The sequence below is a fragment of the Devosia elaeis genome (assembly GCF_001650025.1).
Lineage (GTDB): Bacteria > Pseudomonadota > Alphaproteobacteria > Rhizobiales > Devosiaceae > Devosia > Devosia elaeis.
On the sequence record NZ_LVVY01000062.1, the window covers coordinates 68028 to 85689 of the forward strand.

15 protein-coding genes and 1 pseudogene are annotated in these 17662 nt (G+C 65.6%); 12 read left to right on the forward strand and 4 right to left on the reverse strand.

The window, feature by feature from the left end; all coding sequences use genetic code 11:
* Positions 1–59: 59 nt before the first annotated feature.
* Positions 60–467, forward strand: coding sequence for a c-type cytochrome (locus A3840_RS19830; RefSeq protein WP_205633331.1), 408 nt, complete (start codon positions 60–62; stop codon positions 465–467).
* Between the two features lie 69 nt (positions 468–536).
* Here the strand turns inward: A3840_RS19830 and A3840_RS02950 are convergent, their stop codons facing one another.
* A complete protein-coding gene (locus tag A3840_RS02950; protein WP_109442269.1) occupies positions 537–1478 on the reverse strand; it encodes a cupin domain-containing protein in 942 nt (313 codons plus the stop codon).
* Positions 1479–1691: 213 nt separating this feature from the next.
* Here A3840_RS02950 and A3840_RS02955 point away from each other — a divergent pair, with 213 nt between their 5' ends.
* The 6 genes from A3840_RS02955 (at position 1692) to panC (ending at position 9616) form a co-directional block, all read left to right on the forward strand.
* The gene (locus A3840_RS02955) at positions 1692–2942 is read left to right on the forward strand and encodes a GAF domain-containing sensor histidine kinase (RefSeq protein WP_067451606.1); all 1251 of its coding nucleotides are present in this window, start codon (positions 1692–1694) and stop codon (positions 2940–2942) included.
* Positions 2943–3665, forward strand: coding sequence for a response regulator transcription factor (locus A3840_RS02960; RefSeq protein ID WP_067451610.1), 723 nt, complete (start codon positions 2943–2945; stop codon positions 3663–3665).
* Positions 3666–3840: 175 nt separating this feature from the next.
* Positions 3841–5763, forward strand: coding sequence for a glycoside hydrolase family 127 protein (locus tag A3840_RS02965; RefSeq protein WP_067451613.1), 1923 nt, complete (start codon positions 3841–3843; stop codon positions 5761–5763).
* 954 nt (positions 5764–6717) lie between these two features.
* Entirely contained in the window at positions 6718–7536 is an 819-nt protein-coding gene (gene panB, locus A3840_RS02970; RefSeq protein ID WP_067451615.1) for a 3-methyl-2-oxobutanoate hydroxymethyltransferase, read from the forward strand.
* Positions 7536–8747, forward strand: coding sequence for a bifunctional phosphopantothenoylcysteine decarboxylase/phosphopantothenate--cysteine ligase CoaBC (gene coaBC / locus A3840_RS02975; RefSeq protein WP_067451618.1), 1212 nt, complete (start codon positions 7536–7538; stop codon positions 8745–8747). Before panB ends, coaBC begins: the two co-directional genes overlap by 1 nt.
* Positions 8744–9616 (forward strand): pantoate--beta-alanine ligase, encoded by an 873-nt coding sequence (gene panC, locus A3840_RS02980; protein ID WP_082903605.1) that lies wholly within the window; start codon positions 8744–8746, stop codon positions 9614–9616. Before coaBC ends, panC begins: the two co-directional genes overlap by 4 nt.
* 14 nt (positions 9617–9630) lie before the next feature.
* Here the strand turns inward: panC and A3840_RS02985 are convergent, their stop codons facing one another.
* From A3840_RS02985 to A3840_RS02995, 3 genes are all read right to left on the reverse strand, one after another.
* Positions 9631–10008 (reverse strand): YciI family protein, encoded by a 378-nt coding sequence (locus A3840_RS02985; protein ID WP_067451621.1) that lies wholly within the window; start codon positions 10006–10008, stop codon positions 9631–9633.
* Between the two features lie 77 nt (positions 10009–10085).
* A complete protein-coding gene (locus A3840_RS02990; RefSeq protein WP_245676537.1) occupies positions 10086–10967 on the reverse strand; it encodes an EamA family transporter in 882 nt (293 codons plus the stop codon).
* Between the two features lie 24 nt (positions 10968–10991).
* Positions 10992–11348, reverse strand: coding sequence for a GFA family protein (locus tag A3840_RS02995; protein ID WP_067451728.1), 357 nt, complete (start codon positions 11346–11348; stop codon positions 10992–10994).
* 164 nt (positions 11349–11512) lie between these two features.
* On the opposite strand from A3840_RS02995, the gene A3840_RS03000 reads away from it, so the two are divergent.
* The 5 genes and pseudogenes from A3840_RS03000 to A3840_RS03020 all read left to right on the forward strand — a co-directional run bounded on the left by A3840_RS03000 (position 11513) and on the right by A3840_RS03020 (position 17537).
* Entirely contained in the window at positions 11513–12574 is a 1062-nt protein-coding gene (locus A3840_RS03000) for an aldo/keto reductase (RefSeq protein WP_067451731.1), read from the forward strand.
* Positions 12567–13250, forward strand: a complete 684-nt coding sequence (locus A3840_RS03005; protein ID WP_067451624.1) for a fumarylacetoacetate hydrolase family protein — start codon at positions 12567–12569, stop codon at positions 13248–13250. Before A3840_RS03000 ends, A3840_RS03005 begins: the two co-directional genes overlap by 8 nt.
* Positions 13250–14341, forward strand: a complete 1092-nt coding sequence (locus A3840_RS03010; protein WP_067451627.1) for an ATP-dependent DNA helicase — start codon at positions 13250–13252, stop codon at positions 14339–14341. The genes A3840_RS03005 and A3840_RS03010 overlap by 1 nt, the downstream gene beginning before the upstream one ends.
* Positions 14342–14805: 464 nt before the next feature.
* Positions 14806–16575, forward strand: a pseudogene (locus A3840_RS03015) (cation:proton antiporter domain-containing protein); the annotation flags it as partial.
* A gap of 524 nt (positions 16576–17099) precedes the next feature.
* Positions 17100–17537: an RrF2 family transcriptional regulator gene (locus A3840_RS03020; protein ID WP_067451633.1), complete on the forward strand. Its 438-nt coding sequence runs from the start codon at positions 17100–17102 to the stop codon at positions 17535–17537.
* The last annotated feature ends 125 nt before the right edge of the window (positions 17538–17662 follow it).

A 17662-nucleotide genomic window follows, 5' to 3' on the forward strand; every position in this document is an offset into this window, starting at 1 on the left:
TCCGGCCGGCCACCTGCGCGTCGCGCCGGGTGACGGCGGACCAATCCAAGGAGATTATTGTGCGGAATGCAGGAGTGTGGGCCAGTGCAATGGCGCTGGCATTGGCGGCGGCGATGTTGCCGCTGCATGCAGTCTGGCCCGGCGCGGCGGCCATGGCCGGCGAGGCGCCGTCGCAGGAGGTTTTTGACGCGGCGTACAATCTGGGGCGGAGCAGCTTCAGTTCGAACTGCGCCAGTTGCCATGGCGCCAATGGCGAAGGCGATGCCGGCCCCTCCCTGGTGGGCAATGCGCTTCTGGCCAAGGTGAATGTGGTCACCGAGACCATCATCCATGGCTATAGCTACATGCCGCCGTTCGGAGACGTGCTGACGGATGCGCAGGTGGCCGCCATCGCCACCTATATCCGCAATAGCTGGGGCAACGAATATGGCTTCGTTTCGCCCGAGGATGCGGAAGCGGCTCGCTAGACCCCGATTGCAGTGACAAGAAGCCGTCGCGCCTCGGCGCGACGGCTTCTGTTTGAGCATGGTGGCGGTCTAGCGCCGGATTTTGGCGTCGTCGGAGACCATGTATTCGCGCTTGGTTTCCATATCGCGGGCGACGCCGATGACCATCAGCTCCAGAGGCTCGTCGCCGGTGCTGACGAAGCTGCGCGTTTCGCCGAGCCCTGCGGGGATCACGTGGCCTTCCTCGATGCTGACGGTTTCGCCCGAGATGGTGGCCTCGCCCGTGCCGGACAGCACGTAGAAGACCTCGCTGAGGCCCGGCTTGGCTATCGGGCCGATGGATGAGCCATTGGGAATGACCACATGGTCAAAATAGGTCCAGGGGGTGAAGAACACCGAGGGCTGCAAGGCCCTGTGCACCCTTACCGGGCCGGTGCCGCCATCATAGTTCTCGACATCGCGCAATTTCTTGCCGGACAGGTCGGCGACGATGAATTGCGGGATGTCGTCGAGCTCCGCGTCGACGCGGGCATCGCCAAGGTCATAGGCATCGTAATAGCCGGGTATGGTGCTGACATTGATGTTCAGCCATTCGATCGGCTCGTCGGTGGGATTGACGATGGCGTGGTTGCTGCCCAGCCTGGCCGGAGCACCGACAGGCGCCTGCAGCAGCGATGTCCGGCTGTCGACGGTGAACTCGGCTTCGCCGGACAGGATGACGAACATCTCCTCCACCGCATTGTGGTAATGCGCGCCGATGCCGCCGCCGGGATAGATCACGCCGCGATGCAGGAACAGGAAATTGGTCCCGAGATCGAAGCGCACGCTGTCATCGCGCCGGGCGTCATAGAGGGACGCAAAGGCCATGGGGCCGGCGCCGCCATGCACGCTTTCCAGATCGGTGTAATTGTCGGGATTGGTAATGGCCACACGATCCGCAAGCGGTGCGGGAACCATGTTCTGGGCCTGGGCTCCCTGTGCCGACGCCGTCAGCAAGACAGCCGCCGCCAGGGCTGCGCGCGAGATCATCATCGTGTCCTCCTCTGATCTGATGATGAGCCAGCTTTCCACGCGGTCACGGGCGTCGATACGTGACAACCCACAGGTCTGAATGCGGCTTTCCACACAAGGCCGCGCCGGGTCCTTGCAGGCGCTATGCGTTGACGGGGCGCCGAACTCGTGGCCTCATAGGCCGGTGAAACAGGCGCCATCATTGCAAGACGGCCCGTTTCGGAGGAGCCCAGCATGCATTATTCCCAGCGCGCGATGGAGAGCCTCATCGGCGTCTCCCATGCGCTTGCGGGTCACACCGATCCCGGCGAGGCCTTTCGGGCCACGGCCGAGGAAATCCGCCAGCTCATTTCCTACGATCATATCGATATCGCGCTGATGCTTCCCGATAACATGCATGTGGTGCATGAGGTCGGGCCGCGCACCAGCTGGAGCAATCTGGCAAAGCATCCCCTGCCGACCGATTGCAGTCCCGCACGGCTGGTGATGCAGCGCCAGCAGCCGTTCCTGCTCGCGGTGGACGCGCTTCTGGACGAGCGGTTCCACTTCCTGGGTGCCCTTGATGAACCGATCTATGCCGCGCAATTGCGCAGCAGGATCATCGTGCCGATGCGCATACGCGGCGACATTATCGGCAGCCTCAATATCAGCCGCCAGGTGCCGGGCTGCTATACCCTGGACGATGTCGAGATCGCCCAGGTCTGCGCCGATTTCCTGACGCCCTATATTTCGGCGCTGCTGCACGCCCAGGAGGCGCGGCGCGCCATGCTGGCCGAACGCAAGGCAAGGCGCCGTGAACTGCAATTGCGGCGCGGGGCCTCCCAGTTGACGGAAACCATGGACAAGGAAAGCCGGCGCCTGGCCATGGACCTGCACGACCAGACCCTTGCCGACCTGGCGCGTATCGCCCGCTATGTGAGCAGCATGCGCTGCGAGAACCGCGCCGATCCTGCCGCCCTGGGCGAACTGGAACAATTGGTGGGCGGCTGCCTGACCGAACTCCGCCAGATCATCGACGACATGCAGCCGAACATGTTGCGATTGTTCGGCCTCGCCGATGCGCTGGACGCCCATCTTTTCCGCAGCGTTCGCTATGCGACCCCGCCGGTGTCGATCAGCGTCACCGATCGGACCGCGGGGCTGATCGACACGATCGACGATAGGCTCCGGACCGCGCTTTACCGAATTGCGCAGGAGGCCATCAACAATGCCGCGCGCCACGCCGATGCCACCAATGTCACGGTGCTCATCGACCAGAAGCAAGGCGGCTTTCGCGTCAGCGTCTCGGACAATGGCAAGGGCATAGGATTGCGCCGGAAGCAGCGGATCGGCGGGCTGAGCCATATGCAGACGCGCGCAACCCTTATCGGGGCAAGCCTCAGCTTCGAAGCCGGACTGGATGGCCGAGGCACCCAGGTGGTGGTGGAGATCGATGCCAGTCTCGAGGGCGGGGATCATCAGATCCGGGCAAGGGAGCTCAACTAAGTGGCTGTGCTGATCGCGGAAGACGATCAACTTCACCGGGTCTTCGCCCGGCGTATCCTGGGCGAAATCTGGTCCGATGACGGTGAGGTCTATGAGGCGGCCAATCGGCAGGAAGCCATCCGGCTGGCCCAGACGCACGAGGTTCGCCGCGCCATTCTCGACCTGCAATTGCCGGACGGCTCGGGCGTGGACGTCGCGCGGGCACTCTGGGCAAGACGCCAGGACACGCAGGTTCTGTTCTGGTCGAACTTCGCCGATGAAGCCTATGTCCGCAGCCTCGGCCGCATCGTCCCGGATCGCGCGAGCTATGGCTACCTGCTCAAATCCGCTTCCGAGCAGGAGATGCGGGCGGCGCTCGAAGCTGTCTTCTTCAAGGACCGGCGCGTGCTCGACCGGGAAGTGCGCATCGTGCAGGACCGGATTTCAAACCGGCTCGGCGGGCTGTCCGACACCGAATATGAAGGGCTGATCGACATCGCGCTCGGGCTGACCGACAAGATCATCGCGCAGCGCCGGCGGCTATCCTTGCGCGGCGTCCAGAATCGCCTTCGGCACCTCTACGAGAAGCTCGAGATACCCGCGGGCGAAACGAGCCACCCGCCCCGGTACAATTCCCGGACCCGCGCCGTCACCGTCGCCCTGGAACGGGGATTGATCAATCTCGACGTGCTGACCCGCGAGCAGGAATTCCTGGACACCTGGCTGCGGCGGCGCAAAGTCTAGCGGACAATACCGGATTATGGCGCCGCCGACGCCAGGGCGATCCGCATCCCGGTCGCCGCATCGAAGGCGTGAAGCGTTTCGGGGTCGGGGCGGTGGTGAGCTGCCTCGTCCTCCTGCCGCTGCACCACCACAAGCGCGGGCTCAGCCGGCGCCAGCTAATGACAATGGAAAGATCATGACCAGTTCGACCAGCCGCCAGTTTCGCCCGCTTCCCGTGCCTTCGGTCAAGGTGGGGGGCTATTGGGGGCATTGGCAGGATGCGGTCTGCGACCATACGGCCAGGATTCTGCTCGACCGGTGCGTGGAGGCGCGCATGCTCGAGCAGATCGATCCGGACGTGCCCAGCCCCGGCATCGTCATTCCCATCCTGAACTGGCTGGGGACGACGCAGATGTTCTGGGACAGCGATTTGGGCAAGTCGATCGAGACCATCGCCTATTCCCTCTATCGCAAGCCCAATGCGGCGCTGGAGGCGCGGGCCGACGCAATCATCGACATGTATGAGAAGCTGCAGGCGCCGGACGGCTATCTCAATTCCTTCTTCCAGCGCATCAAGCCGGAATGGCAATGGACCAATCTGCGCGATTTCCACGAGCTCTATTGCGCCGGGCACATGATCGAGGGTGCGGTGGCCTATTACCAGGCGACCGGAAAGCGCAAATTCCTCGATGTGATGTGCCGCATGGCCGATCATTGCGTGAAAAAATTCGGTCGCGGCCCGGGCCAGGTGCGCGGCTATTGCGGGCATGAGGAAATCGAACTGGCCCTGGTCAAGCTCGCCCGCGTTACCGGCCGGCAGGATTACATGGACCTGGCCAAATTTTTCGTCGACGAGCGGGGGCAGACGCCGAACTTCTTCGTCGAGGAAGCCCGGGCCCATGGCCGCGACCCCAAGGGCGTGCAGAAGAGCACGCTGGAATATAATCAATCCCACCTGCCGGTGCGCGAGCAGGCCAAGGTGGTCGGCCATGCGGTGCGGGCCATGTATCTCTATGCGGCCATGGCGGACCTCGCCACCGAATATAATGACGACAGCCTGACCGCGGCGCTGGAGACGCTGTGGGCGGATCTCACGCGCAAGCAGATGTATATTACCGGCGGGATCGGGCCGGCTGCGGCCAATGAGGGCTTCACCGATCACTATGACCTGCCCAATGACAGCGCCTATGCGGAAACCTGCGCTTCGGTGGGCCTGGTCTTCTGGGCCTCGCGCATGCTGGGGCGCGGACCCGACCGGCTTTATGCCGACATCCTGGAACAGGCGCTTTACAACGGGGCCATTACCGGGCTGTCGCTCGACGGCAAGACCTTCTTCTATGACAATCCGCTGGAATCGAGCGGCAAGCATCATCGCTGGACCTGGCATCCCTGTCCCTGCTGCCCGCCCAATATCGCGCGGCTGGTGGCCTCGCTCGGCTCCTATATCTATCAGGTGGCCGATGACGAGATCGCGGTGCATCTGTTCGCCGAAAGCGAAGCGCGGGTGGAACTGGCGAACGGGGCGCGGTTCACATTGCGGCAGGAAACCGACTATCCCTGGTCGGGCGACATATCCATCGCCATCGACCCCGAAGTGCCGGCGCGCTTTGCGGTATCGCTGCGGGTGCCCGCCTGGGCCCGGGAGGCCAGGCTCATGGTCAACGGCCAGCCGGTCGATCCGGGTGCCGTGGGTGCGGAGGGCTATATCCGGATCGAGCGGGAATGGACAAAAGGCGACAGCCTGGCAATGACGCTGCCGCTGGAGCCGCGGCTGCTGCGCGCGCATCCTGCGGTGCGCCAGGATGCCGGGCGGGTGGCGATCATGCGCGGCCCGCTGGTCTATTGCCTGGAAGGGGCCGACAATGGTGCGGGGCTGAATTCGGTCCTGCTGCGGCATGGTCTGGGCGCGGCGCAGACGGCGACCATCCCCGACCTGCGGGGGGCGATCGCCATTGACCTGCCGGTGCTGCGCGAAAGTGGGGAAAGCTGGGGCGAGGCGCTCTATGCCGAAAAGGCGCCGGAGACCGAGCCGGGCCAGGCGCGCCTCGTGCCCTATCATCTGTGGGACAATCGCGCGCCAGGCGAAATGCTGGTCTGGCTGCGGCAGGCGGCGGAGTAAGCAATGACCCGCAGCAAAGCCATGGCGCTGCCCGCGGGGCAAGCCCGAGGGTGACGAGCGGTGGGTGCGGCAAACGCCGCACCCCCACCTCCCCCTTGACGGGGGAGGTAGCGCAGCTTGGCCGAAGGCCTTAGCGAAGCTGGGAGGGGGTGCCGGCAGGCGATGGAATCAAACACTCTGCCACCCCGTCCCCCTCACCCGTCTCGGGCTGCGCCCGATCCAGCCCTACCGGGCCTTGCTCGCTAAAATCGCTCCACCGGAGCGATTTCCGGGCGCTTGCAAGCCTCTCCCCGAGGGGGAGAGGAATAAGAGGCGCTGTACCGAAACAAACGCCGGCCCATTCTTCTCCCCCTCGGGGAGAAGGTGGCCCGAAGGGGCGGATGAGGGGCTTCGAGCCGCCTCGCAGGGCAAATCTCTCCAGCGGAGAGATTTGAGGCGAGAAGGCCATGAGCGCTATGCGCGAATGGCACGAACCCGCAAAAAAACCAAAACTTATCCCCACCCCCCATCATCCCATATTACTCTCCCCCCATCAGCCGGGTGGAGATGGGGTTGCAACGATCAACCGTCCGGCGACAGTCGGGAGGCCTCTGCATCGTTAACGGAGGCTGGGTCCGGGGATGGGAAATTCCGGTGAGAGCCGGCCCTAGGAAACCCCCTGCCGGAAATCCCGACGCCCCGAGGCGGATTGCGTCTCGTTTTTAAATTCTGAGGCGGAATCCGCCTCGGGGCTTCCATCGACGTTTCAAACCCGGAGGTTTTTAAACCGGCCGGCACTTCGGCACGCCCCGGCGCTGCGGAAGGATCTTTGACATCGGGCCTGATGGAGGCCGATTCGGCCTCGCCCGCTGGGCGCATAGCACCAATGAAGGGCTGGCGTGGCGGGCCGGGATGCCCTATCTCCCCCAGCAAGAGCCGGGCGCTGTCGGACCCGGCCGGGTTGGAGGACTTCCCATGTCGGCCCAGACCCCCACGAAACGCCTCACCATCCGCGATATCGCCGCCTTGCGCCGCCGTGGCGAGGCCATCGCCATGCTCACCGCCTATGACGCGGTGATGGCCGCCCTGGTCGAAACGGCGGGCGTCGATATGATCCTCATTGGCGACAGCCTGGGCAATGTGGTGCTCGGTCATGAGACCACGCTGCCGGTCAGCCTCGAGGACATGATCCGTCATGCCGCGGCGGTGAAACGCGGTTCGTCGCGGGCGCTGCTGGTCTGCGACATGCCGTTCGGTTCGGTGACCGATCCGGACAGCGCGCTGGCCAATGCGGTTCGGGTGATGAAGGAGACCGGCGTCGAAGCCGTCAAGGTCGAGGGCGGGCTGGCCATGGTGCCCACCATCGAGCGCCTGGTGGGGCATGGGATTGCCGTCATGGCCCATATCGGGCTCACCCCGCAATCAGTGCACCAGATGGGCGGCTATTACATGCACGGCAAGGACGAGGTTTCGGCCGCGCGGCTGCGCGAGGAAGCCCAGGCACTGGAAGCGGCAGGGGCCTTCGCCATCGTCCTCGAATGCGTGACGCCGGCGCTGGCCGCAGAGATCACGCTGTCGCTGACCATTCCCACGATCGGCATCGGTTCGGGCAAGGATTGTGCCGGCCAGGTGCTGGTGGTCAACGACCTGATCGGGCTCAATACCAGCCCGCCCCCCAGCTTTGCCAGGCCACGGGCCGATGTGGCTTCGGTCATTCGCGCGGCGGTGGGGGAATATGTGGCCGAGACCAAGGCGGAACGCGGGCCGATCCCCATGCCGCGGCGGGCCGAATAATGGCCAATATCCTGATCGCCGTTTCCGGGTCGATTTCGGCCTACAAGATTGCCGACGTGGTATCGGAACTGGGCAAGGCCGGGCATGAGGTGCAGTGCATCCTGACCAGGAGCGCGAAGGAATTCGTGAGCCCGCTGGTGCTGGAAACGCTGAGCGGCCGGCCGGCGCGGTCCGAGGTTTTCGGGCCGGATGTGTCGGGGACCGAGCATATCGACCTGGCGCGGTGGACGGATTTGCTGGTGTTTGCGCCGGCCAGCGCCAACATGCTGGCGCGGCTGGCTTTGGGGCTGGCGGATGACCTGCCATCGACGGTGGCGCTGGCGAGCGAGGCGCCGATGCTGATCGCGCCGGCGATGAATACGGTGATGTGGGAAAAGGCCGTTGTGCAGCAGAACCTTGCGACCCTGGTGGCGCGCGGGGCGCAGGTGGTGAACCCGGCTTCGGGGCTGCTGGCCTGTGGCGAGGTGGGCATGGGCAAGCTGGCGCCGGTGGCCGAAATCGTCGCGGCGATCGAGCGGCTGGCGGCGCGGCCGAGGGTCCTGGACCTCACAGATGAACGGATATTGATCACGGCGGGGCCGACCACGACCGCCATCGACGCGGTGCGCTATATCACCAATCATTCGACCGGACGCATGGGCGCGGCCATGGCCGAGGAAGCGCTGCGGCGCGGGGCAGTGGTGGATTATGTGCTGGGCATCGACAAGGGCGTGGTGCGACCGGTGGCGCCGCGCGGGGCCGAGGGACGGCTCAATCTGATCGAGGTGCGGACGGCCGAGGAGATGGCGGCGGCGGCGCTCGAAAAACTGCCATTGGTTCAAGGCGTTGTGGCGAGCGCGGCGGTGATGGACTATTCCGTCGCCAGCCCATCGGCGAGCAAGCTCAAGCGGGCCTCGGACGCCATCGCGCTCGATCTCGTGCCTTCGGTGGATGTGCTGGGCGCGCTGCGCCAGGCGGCAAAAGATCAATGGTTCCTGGGCTTTGCGGCCGAGACCGACGATGTCGAGACGCATGGCAAGGGCAAGCTCGAGGCCAAGGGGCTCGATTTCCTGTTTGCCAATGAGGTGGCCAAGCTGGGCGTGGCGGGGCAGACGGGCTTTGCCGTGGGCACCAATGCCGGAGTGCTGCTGGGCAAGGACGGATCGCGGCATGAACTCAAGCTGGGCAGCAAGGCCGAGATCGCCCGGCAAATCTGGGACCGTATTGCATGACCTTGATTTTGAAGGATAAAGCGGCGCTGCGGGCCTGGCGCGCGACGCTGGCGCCGGGGCAGAAGCTGGGCTTCGTGCCGACCATGGGGGCGCTGCATGCGGGCCATATCAGCCTCATGGAACAGGCGCGGGCGGCGGCGGACGTGGTCATTGCCTCGATCTTCGTCAATCCGCTGCAATTCGGGCCCAACGAGGATCTGTCGCGCTATCCGCGTCCCATCGAAGCCGACCTGGCCAAGCTGGAGGCGGCGGGTGTGGATGCGCTGTTCCTGCCGTCGGTGGAGGACATGTATCCGCCGGGCGCATCGACTTTCGTTGAGGAATCCATGGTTTCGTTGCCGCTTTGCGGGGCGGAGCGGCCCGGGCATTTCCGCGGCGTGGCCACGGTGGTGCTGAAGCTGTTCAACCTGGTGCAGCCGCATCTGGCGGTTTTCGGGCAGAAGGATGCCCAGCAATGCGCGGTGATCGAGCGCATGGTGCGGGACCTGGACGTGCCGGTGGATATCCGGCGGGGGGCGATCGTGCGGGAGGCGGATGGCCTGGCGTTGAGTTCGCGCAACGTCTATCTGTCGCCAGAAGATCGGGCAGCCGCACCCCTTATTTATCAAAGCCTTAGGGCGGTCGAGGCGGCCTATTTCGATGGCGAGCACGATGCCGGAAAGCTGGCGGCGCTGGGCTTGGCGGTGCTAGCACGGTCGGAGCGGATCGTGCCGCAATATTGGGAGGTGCGGGACCCCGAAAGCCTCGGCGCCATCGCCAAGGTGGGGTCGCGCGGGGCGCTCCTGGCGGTGGCGGCGCATCTGGGCACGACGCGCCTTATCGACAATCTATTGCTGTCCCCGGGCAGTGCCGCAAAGGCAATTGGCTAGCAGACTGTGAACGCTCACGCCGAGGCCAGGGCGTTATTGCCAAAATAGCGCAGCGGGCGGATCTCGTAGGAGCCGGTACCCGGATTGGCGATGGCGAGACGTTTGGCGAAATCGAGTGCCTCGTCCATGTTGTCGCAATCGGCGACATAGAAGCCGAGAAATTGCTCCTTGGTTTCGGCGAAGGGGCCGTCGAAGACGACCGGGCCGCCGGAGCTCTTTTTCAGCGTCTTGGCTTCGTCGGTATTCCAGAGGCGGACGACCGGGCCGAGCTTGCCCTTTTCGCTCATGTCGGCCTGGACCGCGCCCAGCCGCTCCATGCAGGCGGCATCCTGCTCGGGCGTCCAGCGCGAGACTTCCTTTTCGTCGTTATAGCAGAGAATGGCATAGAGCATGGCAGCACCTTGTCACTGTGTCCTGCGGCTGTCTCGATGGCCGCTTCGGGTGGGGGAATATGGATCGGCTTTGCGCCTCAGGCAACGGGGAGCGCGGGGCGGCGGGCAATCGTGATGGTGGCGCCGATGGAAGCGACCATGATGGCGGCGATGCCGGCCACCTGTCCGAGACCGAGGGTTTCATGAAGGATGAGCAGGCCCGAAAGGGCCGCGAAGGCGGGCTGGCCGGACATGAGGATGCCGAAGAGCCGGGCCGGGATATGGGGCAGGGCCACCATGTCCAGGGCATAGGGAATGGCGCTGGAGAGCAGGGCGACGGCAAGGGCCAGCGGCAGGATGGCGGGGTCGATGAGGGCCGTGCCGGCGTCGGCGACGCCGAAGGGCAGGGCGATCACCGCGGCACTGGCGACGCCGAGCGCGGCGATGTGGGGGCCGCCGGCCCCATTCTTGCCGGACTGGCCGGCGCGCTGGCCGAAAATGATATAGCCGGCCCAGCAGGCCCCGGCGCAGAGGGCGAGGACGACGCCGAGCGGAGAAATATCGCCATTGCTCTCGCCCCAGGGCAGCAGCAGGGCGAAGCCGGCCAGGGCCAGGACGATCCAGAAGAAATCGAGCGGCTTGCGGGCGCCGAACAGCGCGACGGCCAGCGGGCCGGTAAATTCGAGGGCCACGGCGATGCCCAGGGGAATGTGTTCGAGCGCGGCATAGAAGAACAGGTTCATCGCCCCCATGGCGCCGCCATAGAGCAGGACGGCGCGCCATTGCGCCTTGTCGAGGCGGTGACGCCAGGGGCGGAAAATGGCGACGAGGACCAGGGCTGCGAGGGTCAGGCGCAGGGCGGTGGCGCCCTGGGCGCCGACCAGGGGGAACAGCATTTTGGCAAAGCTGGCCCCGGTCTGGGTGAAGACCATGCCGAGGGTGACGAGGAGGACGGGGAGCGCGATGGAGGAGGGCCGCACGGCACGGGCTTTCGGGGATAGGGATCAGTGGAACAGGCCGGTGCCCGCCGTATCCTTGTAGTGGATTTCGGCCGCGGCGAGGAGCGCCGGATCGAGCAGGCGCGCATTGATGCCCAGGGTTTCACGACCGGCCTTGCGCGGATGCCAATGGGTGAGGCAGCCGCAAGTGGCGCAGCGGTGGAAATCGACGTGCCTGCCGTTCCAGGCATAGGTGTCGGTCGGGGACGTCGCCGCGATACCGATTTCGGCAATCGGATAATAGGCCCAGAGTACGCCGTAGCGGCGGCAGAGGCTGCAATTGCACTGGGTGATCCGGGCCGGCGCGGCGGGGAGCCGGAGGGTCACGGCGCCGCAATGGCAGGTGGCGAGGATATCAGGCATGGCGGGGACCGCGTGGGGCTGGTTTTCGAGGGCTCGCATTGGCCTAGCTTGGGCAAGGGGTCGGGGCAAGGGGAGGGTGACGGAGGCGGTGGTTGGCGCGCTCGGCAATTGACCCGGCGCATTGCATCCTTTAGCGCTTGCTGACCGGAACAAAGGAGGAATCCATGGAATACCGCAATCTCGGCCGTTCGGGGCTGAAAGTCTCGGTGATGACCATGGGGACCATGACGTTCGGCGGCAGCGAGAAGGTGGGCAATACCAGTCGTGCCGATGCGGCGCGGCAGGTGGATATGTGTCTCGATGCCGGGATCAATCTCTACGACACGGCCAATGTCTACAATGCCGGGGTGTCGGAAGAAATCCTGGGCCAAATCCTGGCCGAGAACGGGCGGCGGCAGAAGGCGCTGGTCGCCACCAAGGTGCGGTTCAAGATGGGCACGGGGCCGAACGAGAGCGGCCTGTCGCGCCACCATATCGTCGAGCAGTGCAAGGCGAGCCTGAAGCGGCTCAAGACCGACGTCATCGATCTCTACCAGGTGCATGAATGGGATGGGCAGACGCCCATCGAGGAGACGATGGAGGCGCTGGACATGCTCGTGCGGCATGGGCATGTGCGCTATATCGGGTGCTCGAATTATTCGGGCTGGCATATCATGAAGGCGCTGATGGCCGCCGACAGAAGCCACAATGCCCGCTTCGTCTCTCAGCAAATCCATTATTCGCTGCATAGCCGCGACGCCGAATATGAACTGGTGCCGATCAGCCAGGACCAGGGCCTGGGCATCCTGGTCTGGTCGCCGCTGGCGGGCGGGCTGCTGTCGGGCAAATATCGGCGGAACAGCGAGCCGGAGAGCGGGCGGCATGTAGGCGGGTTCCGCGAGCCGCCGGTCTATGACTGGGACAAGCTCTACGCCGTCATCGAGGAAATCGTCGCCATTGCCGAAGAGCGGGGCGTGTCGGGCGCGCAGGTGGCGCTGAGCTGGCTGCTCGGCCGGCCGGGCGTGACCTCGGTAATCATCGGCGGGCGGAACGAGAAGCAGTTTGCCGACAATATCGCGGCGGCCGAGCTGGTGCTCAGCGCCGAGGAGAGGGCGCGGCTCGACAAGGCCAGCCTGCCGCCGCTGCTCTATCCCTATTGGCACCAGTCGTTCACCGCGCAGGACCGGCTGGGCAAGATCGACATGGACCTGATCGGGCCCTATGCGGAGGATTTCAAGCGTGGCTGACCTGGTGTTTCCCGCCGCCGAACCCGTGCTCGTCCCGGTCAGGGGCGGGGGCTTTTTTCCGGTGCGGCGCCTCTATTGCGTGGGGCGGAACTATGCCGAGCATATCCGCGAAATGGGCAATGACGAGCGCGAGCCGCCCTTCTTCTTCGACAAGCCGGCAGACGCGGTGCTGATCGGGGGCGCGGACATGGATTATCCGCCCGAGACGGCGGACCTGCACCACGAGATCGAGCTGGTCGTCGCCATCGGCAAGGCGGGCAAGAACATTGCCGAGAGCGCGGCGCTGGAGCATGTGTTCGGCTATGGCGCCGGGCTCGACATGACGCGGCGGGATCTGCAGGCCATTGCCAAGAAGGCGGGGCGGCCCTGGACCTTTGCCAAGGGGTTCGACCAATCCGCGCCCCTGGGCGCGCTGGCGCGGGCCGAGGAGATTGGGCATCCGGCGCGCGGCGCGATCACGCTGGACGTCAACGGCGTCGAGCGGCAGCGCGGCGATCTGGCGGAGCAGATCTGGACCGTGCCGGAAACCATTGCCTATCTCAGCCGCTTCGTGGCGCTGGAACCGGGCGACCTGATCATGACCGGCACGCCGGCCGGCGTGGGTGCGGTGGTGCGTGGCGACGTGCTGGACGGGGCCATCGAAGGGGTCGGCACGGTTTCGACCAGGCTCACCTGATGGCGCCGGTCTGGTCGAGCCAGCAGGATGCGGCCCTGGTGGCGGTTTCGGCCTGGCTCAAGGATCGCAACGGGCCTCAGGTGTTCCGCCTGTTCGGCTGGGCGGGGACCGGCAAATCGACGCTGGCGGTGCACCTGGCCCAGGACGTGCGCTCGGTGAAATATGCCGCCTTTACCGGCAAGGCGGCGATGGTGATGCGCAAGCGCGGCTGCAAGGGCGCGCAGACCATTCACAGTCTGATCTATACGCTGGTGAGCGAGAAGGAGGGCGAGCCGCGCTTCGTGCTCGACCCGGAAAGCCCGGCGGCCGACGCCGATCTCATCGTCATCGACGAAGTCTCGATGGTGGACGAGCAATTGGGGGCGGACCTGCTGTCCTTCGGGGTGAAGGTGCTGGTGCTGGGCGATCCGTTCCAATTGCCGCCGGTGCAGGGGGCGGGGTTCTTCATCAACGAGGAGCCCGACATCATGCTGACCGAAATCCATCGCCAGGCGGCGGACAATCCGATCATCCAGCTATCCATGGCGGTGCGCGAGGGCGGGCGGCTGGAGCATGGGCGCTATGGGGAAAGCCTGGTGGTCGGGCGCGACGCGGTGGATCGCGGCGCGGTGCTGGAAGCCGACCAGGTGCTGGTGGGGCGCAACAAGACGCGGCTGACCTATAATGATCGGTTGCGCGAATTGAAGGGCCTGCCCTTCCACGAGCCGGTCATGGGCGACCGCATGGTGTGCCTGCGCAACAATCCGCGCAAACGCCTGCTCAACGGGCAGATCTGGATCGTCACCGAAGTGACGCGGCGCAGCAACGGGAAATATTCGCTGTTGCTGGCCGATGACGAGGGCAAGGGGGAAACCCGCGTGCTGACCCACAAGGCCTTCTTCTCGGGCGAGGAGGACGCCATGAGCTGGCCGGAGCGGCGGCAATTCGACGAGTTTACCTTCGGCTATTGCCTGACCGTGCACAAGGCGCAGGGCAGCCAATGGGACAATGTCTATCTGTTCGACGAAAGCTTCGTGTTCCGCGAGGAACGGGCGCGCTGGCTCTATACGGGGATCACGCGGGCGGCGGAGAAGATCACGATCGTGAGCTGAGGGGGTGCGGGGCCCTTCCTTGGTCGCCCATGCGCAGTATCGGGGCTCTCGCACCCCCTTCCATCCTCCCCCGTTGAGAGGGAGGTGCTGCATCGCGTGTGGGCGGGATCGCGCCAAGGCCACCGGCCCGGCACCCTCCCCCTTGAGGGGAGAGCAAGCAGAGCTTGGGCCCGAAGGGCCCTAGCGGCGCTCGGGTGGGGGTGTCTGCCTGCCGTCGTAACACACCATTCCAGCGAAGCCGCAGCACCCCCTCCCAGCTTCGCTAGGCCTGCGGCCAAGCTGCGCTACCCTCCCCTCAAGGGGGAGGGTGGGATGGAGCCGCCCAATCGATGCTGACGTCCATAAGCCGTTCAGCCTCAGTTCAGTCAAACTTGATATGACCTATAGAGATTGCGCAGCGCCTGAGGCGCTTGCGCTCGGTTTTCTCTTGGCCCATCCTGAACAGACAGATCCCGGAGGCGCGCATGCACCATGATACCCCATTGATCTCCACGATCGTCGCGGGTCTGGTGCTGGCCTATATTTTCGGCATGATCGCCAATCGGTTCCGGCTGCCGCCGCTGGTGGGCTATCTGTTCGCGGGCATCCTGGTGGGGCCCTATACGCCCGGCTTCGTCGCCGACCAGGACCTGGGCGCGCAATTGGCCGAACTCGGGGTGATCCTCCTCATGTTCGGGGTGGGGCTGCATTTCTCGCTCAAGGACCTGATGAGCGTGCGGGCCCTGGCCATTCCGGGCGCCGTGGTGCAGATCGGCTTTGCGACGCTGCTCGGCGCGGGGCTGGGGCTGATGCTGGGCTGGTCGCTGGGTGGGGCGCTGCTGTTCGGGCTGGCGCTGTCGGTGGCGTCCACCGTGGTGCTGCTCAAGGCGCTGCAGGATCGGCGGCTGATCGAGAGCGAGCGCGGCCGCATCGCCGTGGGCTGGCTGATCGTGGAAGACCTGGCCATGGTGCTGGCTTTGGTGCTGGTGCCGGCCATTGCCGGGCTCTATGGCGCCGAGACCGGCCTTCACGATCCCTTCGTCTCCTTTGTCGAGCGGCTGTTGGGCACCTCGATCGGCATCTGGGGCGTGCTGGCGATCACCCTGGTCAAGGTGGCCGCCTTTGTCGGCTTCATGCTGGTGGTGGGGCGGCGGATCATTCCCTTTGCCCTGCATGCCACGGCCCATACCGGCAGCCGCGAATTGTTCCGGCTGGCAGTGCTGGCCATCGCGCTGGGCGTGGCGCTGGGCTCGGCCACCCTGTTCGGGGTGTCGCTGGCACTGGGAGCGTTCTTTGCCGGCATGATCCTCTCCGAAAGCGAGCTCAGCCATCGCGCGGCCAATGAAACGCTGCCGCTGCGCGACGCCTTTTCGGTGCTGTTCTTCGTTTCGGTGGGCATGCTGTTCGATCCGATGATCCTGGTCGAGCAGCCCTTCGCGGTTCTGGCGACGGTGTTCATCATCGTCATCGGCAAATCGCTGGCCGCCTTCGGCATCGTGCTGCTGTTCCGCCGGCCCTTGGGCACGGCTTTGACCATTTCGGCCTCGCTGGCGCAGATCGGCGAATTCTCCTTCATCCTGGCCAGCATGGGGATGGCGCTCGCCATCCTGCCGCGGGACGGGCAGGACCTGATCCTGGCCGGAGCGCTGATCTCGATCGTGCTCAACCCGCTGGTCTTCTGGGTCACCGATCGCATGCGGCCGGGGCTGGACGAGCGTTTCGGCGGGCGGCGCATGGAGCCGCTGGTCACCGAGCCGCTGGAGCCGTCCATGGCCGCGCAGGGGCCGGCGGTGACCGACATGCCGGGCACGGGCGCGGTGGATCGCGGCGCGCCGGGCGCCGACGACGACAGCGCCGAGCCCTCGGTGCAGCAGGGGCATATCGTGCTGGTCGGCTATGGGCAGGTGGGCCGGATCGTCGCTGCCGGCATCAAGGACGATGGCGGCGGCCTGGTGGTGATCGAGGATTCCGACCATGACGTGGCCGCGGCGCGGGCGGCAGGGTTCGAGGTGGTGTTCGGCAATGCGGCGCAGGCCGAGGTGCTGAAACTGGCCAATCTGCCCGCGGCGCGGGCGCTGCTGGTGGCCATTTCCAATGGCTTCGAGGCTGGTTCGGTCTGCGAGAGCGGGCGCAGGCTCAATCCCGATATTTCCATCATCGCCCGGGCCTATTCGGAGGAGGAGGAGAGCTTCCTGCGCGGGCTCGGCGCCTCGACGGTCATTCGTGGCGAGCAAGAAATCGGCCGGGGCATCCTGGCCTTCCTGCGGGCCGAGGCGGGACCGAGACTGCCCGTGGCGGAGAATATTCTGGCGCAGGTGGCAAGGAGCGAGGCGCCGGTCGTGGTGGCGCTGGAACCCATGGCCGTTGCGGAGCCGGCCGATATCGCCACGGTCGATGCGCCGCTGGTGACGGTGGAAGCGGCAGCGCCGGCCGAGGCGGACCCGGCGGCGGAGATGGCGGTGCCGCCGGCCAGTCTCGAGGTCGTGACGGAGGCTACCGAAGAGGTGTCCGGGAGTGCCGCGGATGCCGATGTCGCAGACGTGCCGGACGCGGCGGAGGCGGATTGGGATGATATTCCGGCGGTGCTGCGCGACAGGGCGGGTCCGGTCGTGCCCGAGGCCGAAGCGGAAACAATGGCCGAAGCCGAGCCGGCCGCCGCGGCCGAAGCGGCGGCGGATGCGGATGGCGATAGGGATGGCAATGCGGAAAGCGAAGCTGTAGAGGTCGTCGTGCCGTCGGTCGAGCCGGAACCAAGGGAGCGGGGCGGCAAGGGGAAGAGATGATTTCGCAGAAGGCCAAATATGCTCTGCGCGCGCTGGTTTCACTGGCGCGGGCCGGGCGCGGGGAAAGTCGCATGATCGGGGAAATTTCGCGCGAACAGGCGATCCCCAAGAAATTCCTCGAACAAATCCTGCTGGAGCTCAAGCGCGCCGGCTTCGTCACCAGCCGGCGCGGCCGCATGGGCGGCTATGAACTGGTCAAGGCGCCCGAAGAGATCATGTATGGGGAAGTGCTGCGGCTGATCGACGGACCGATCGCGCCTCTGCCCTGCCTCTCCAAGATCGCCTATCGCAAATGCGCCGATTGCCAGGACGAGAGTTCCTGCGAAATCCGCCACGTGTTCGAGCGGGTGACGCTGGCGACGCGGGCGGTGCTGGACCGGACGAGCCTGGCGGATTCGCTGAATCTGGAAGAATTGCCGGTCGAGGCGGCTTGAGGGGTGAGGCATCGCGCCTGGAGCGTCTCACGCCTGAGCTGAAACATCAGTAGACCTCACCCGGCTCTGCCAGGCGCTACGCGCCAGGCGACGCTGCCCTTTCCCCGGAAGGGCGAGGGGGCGCA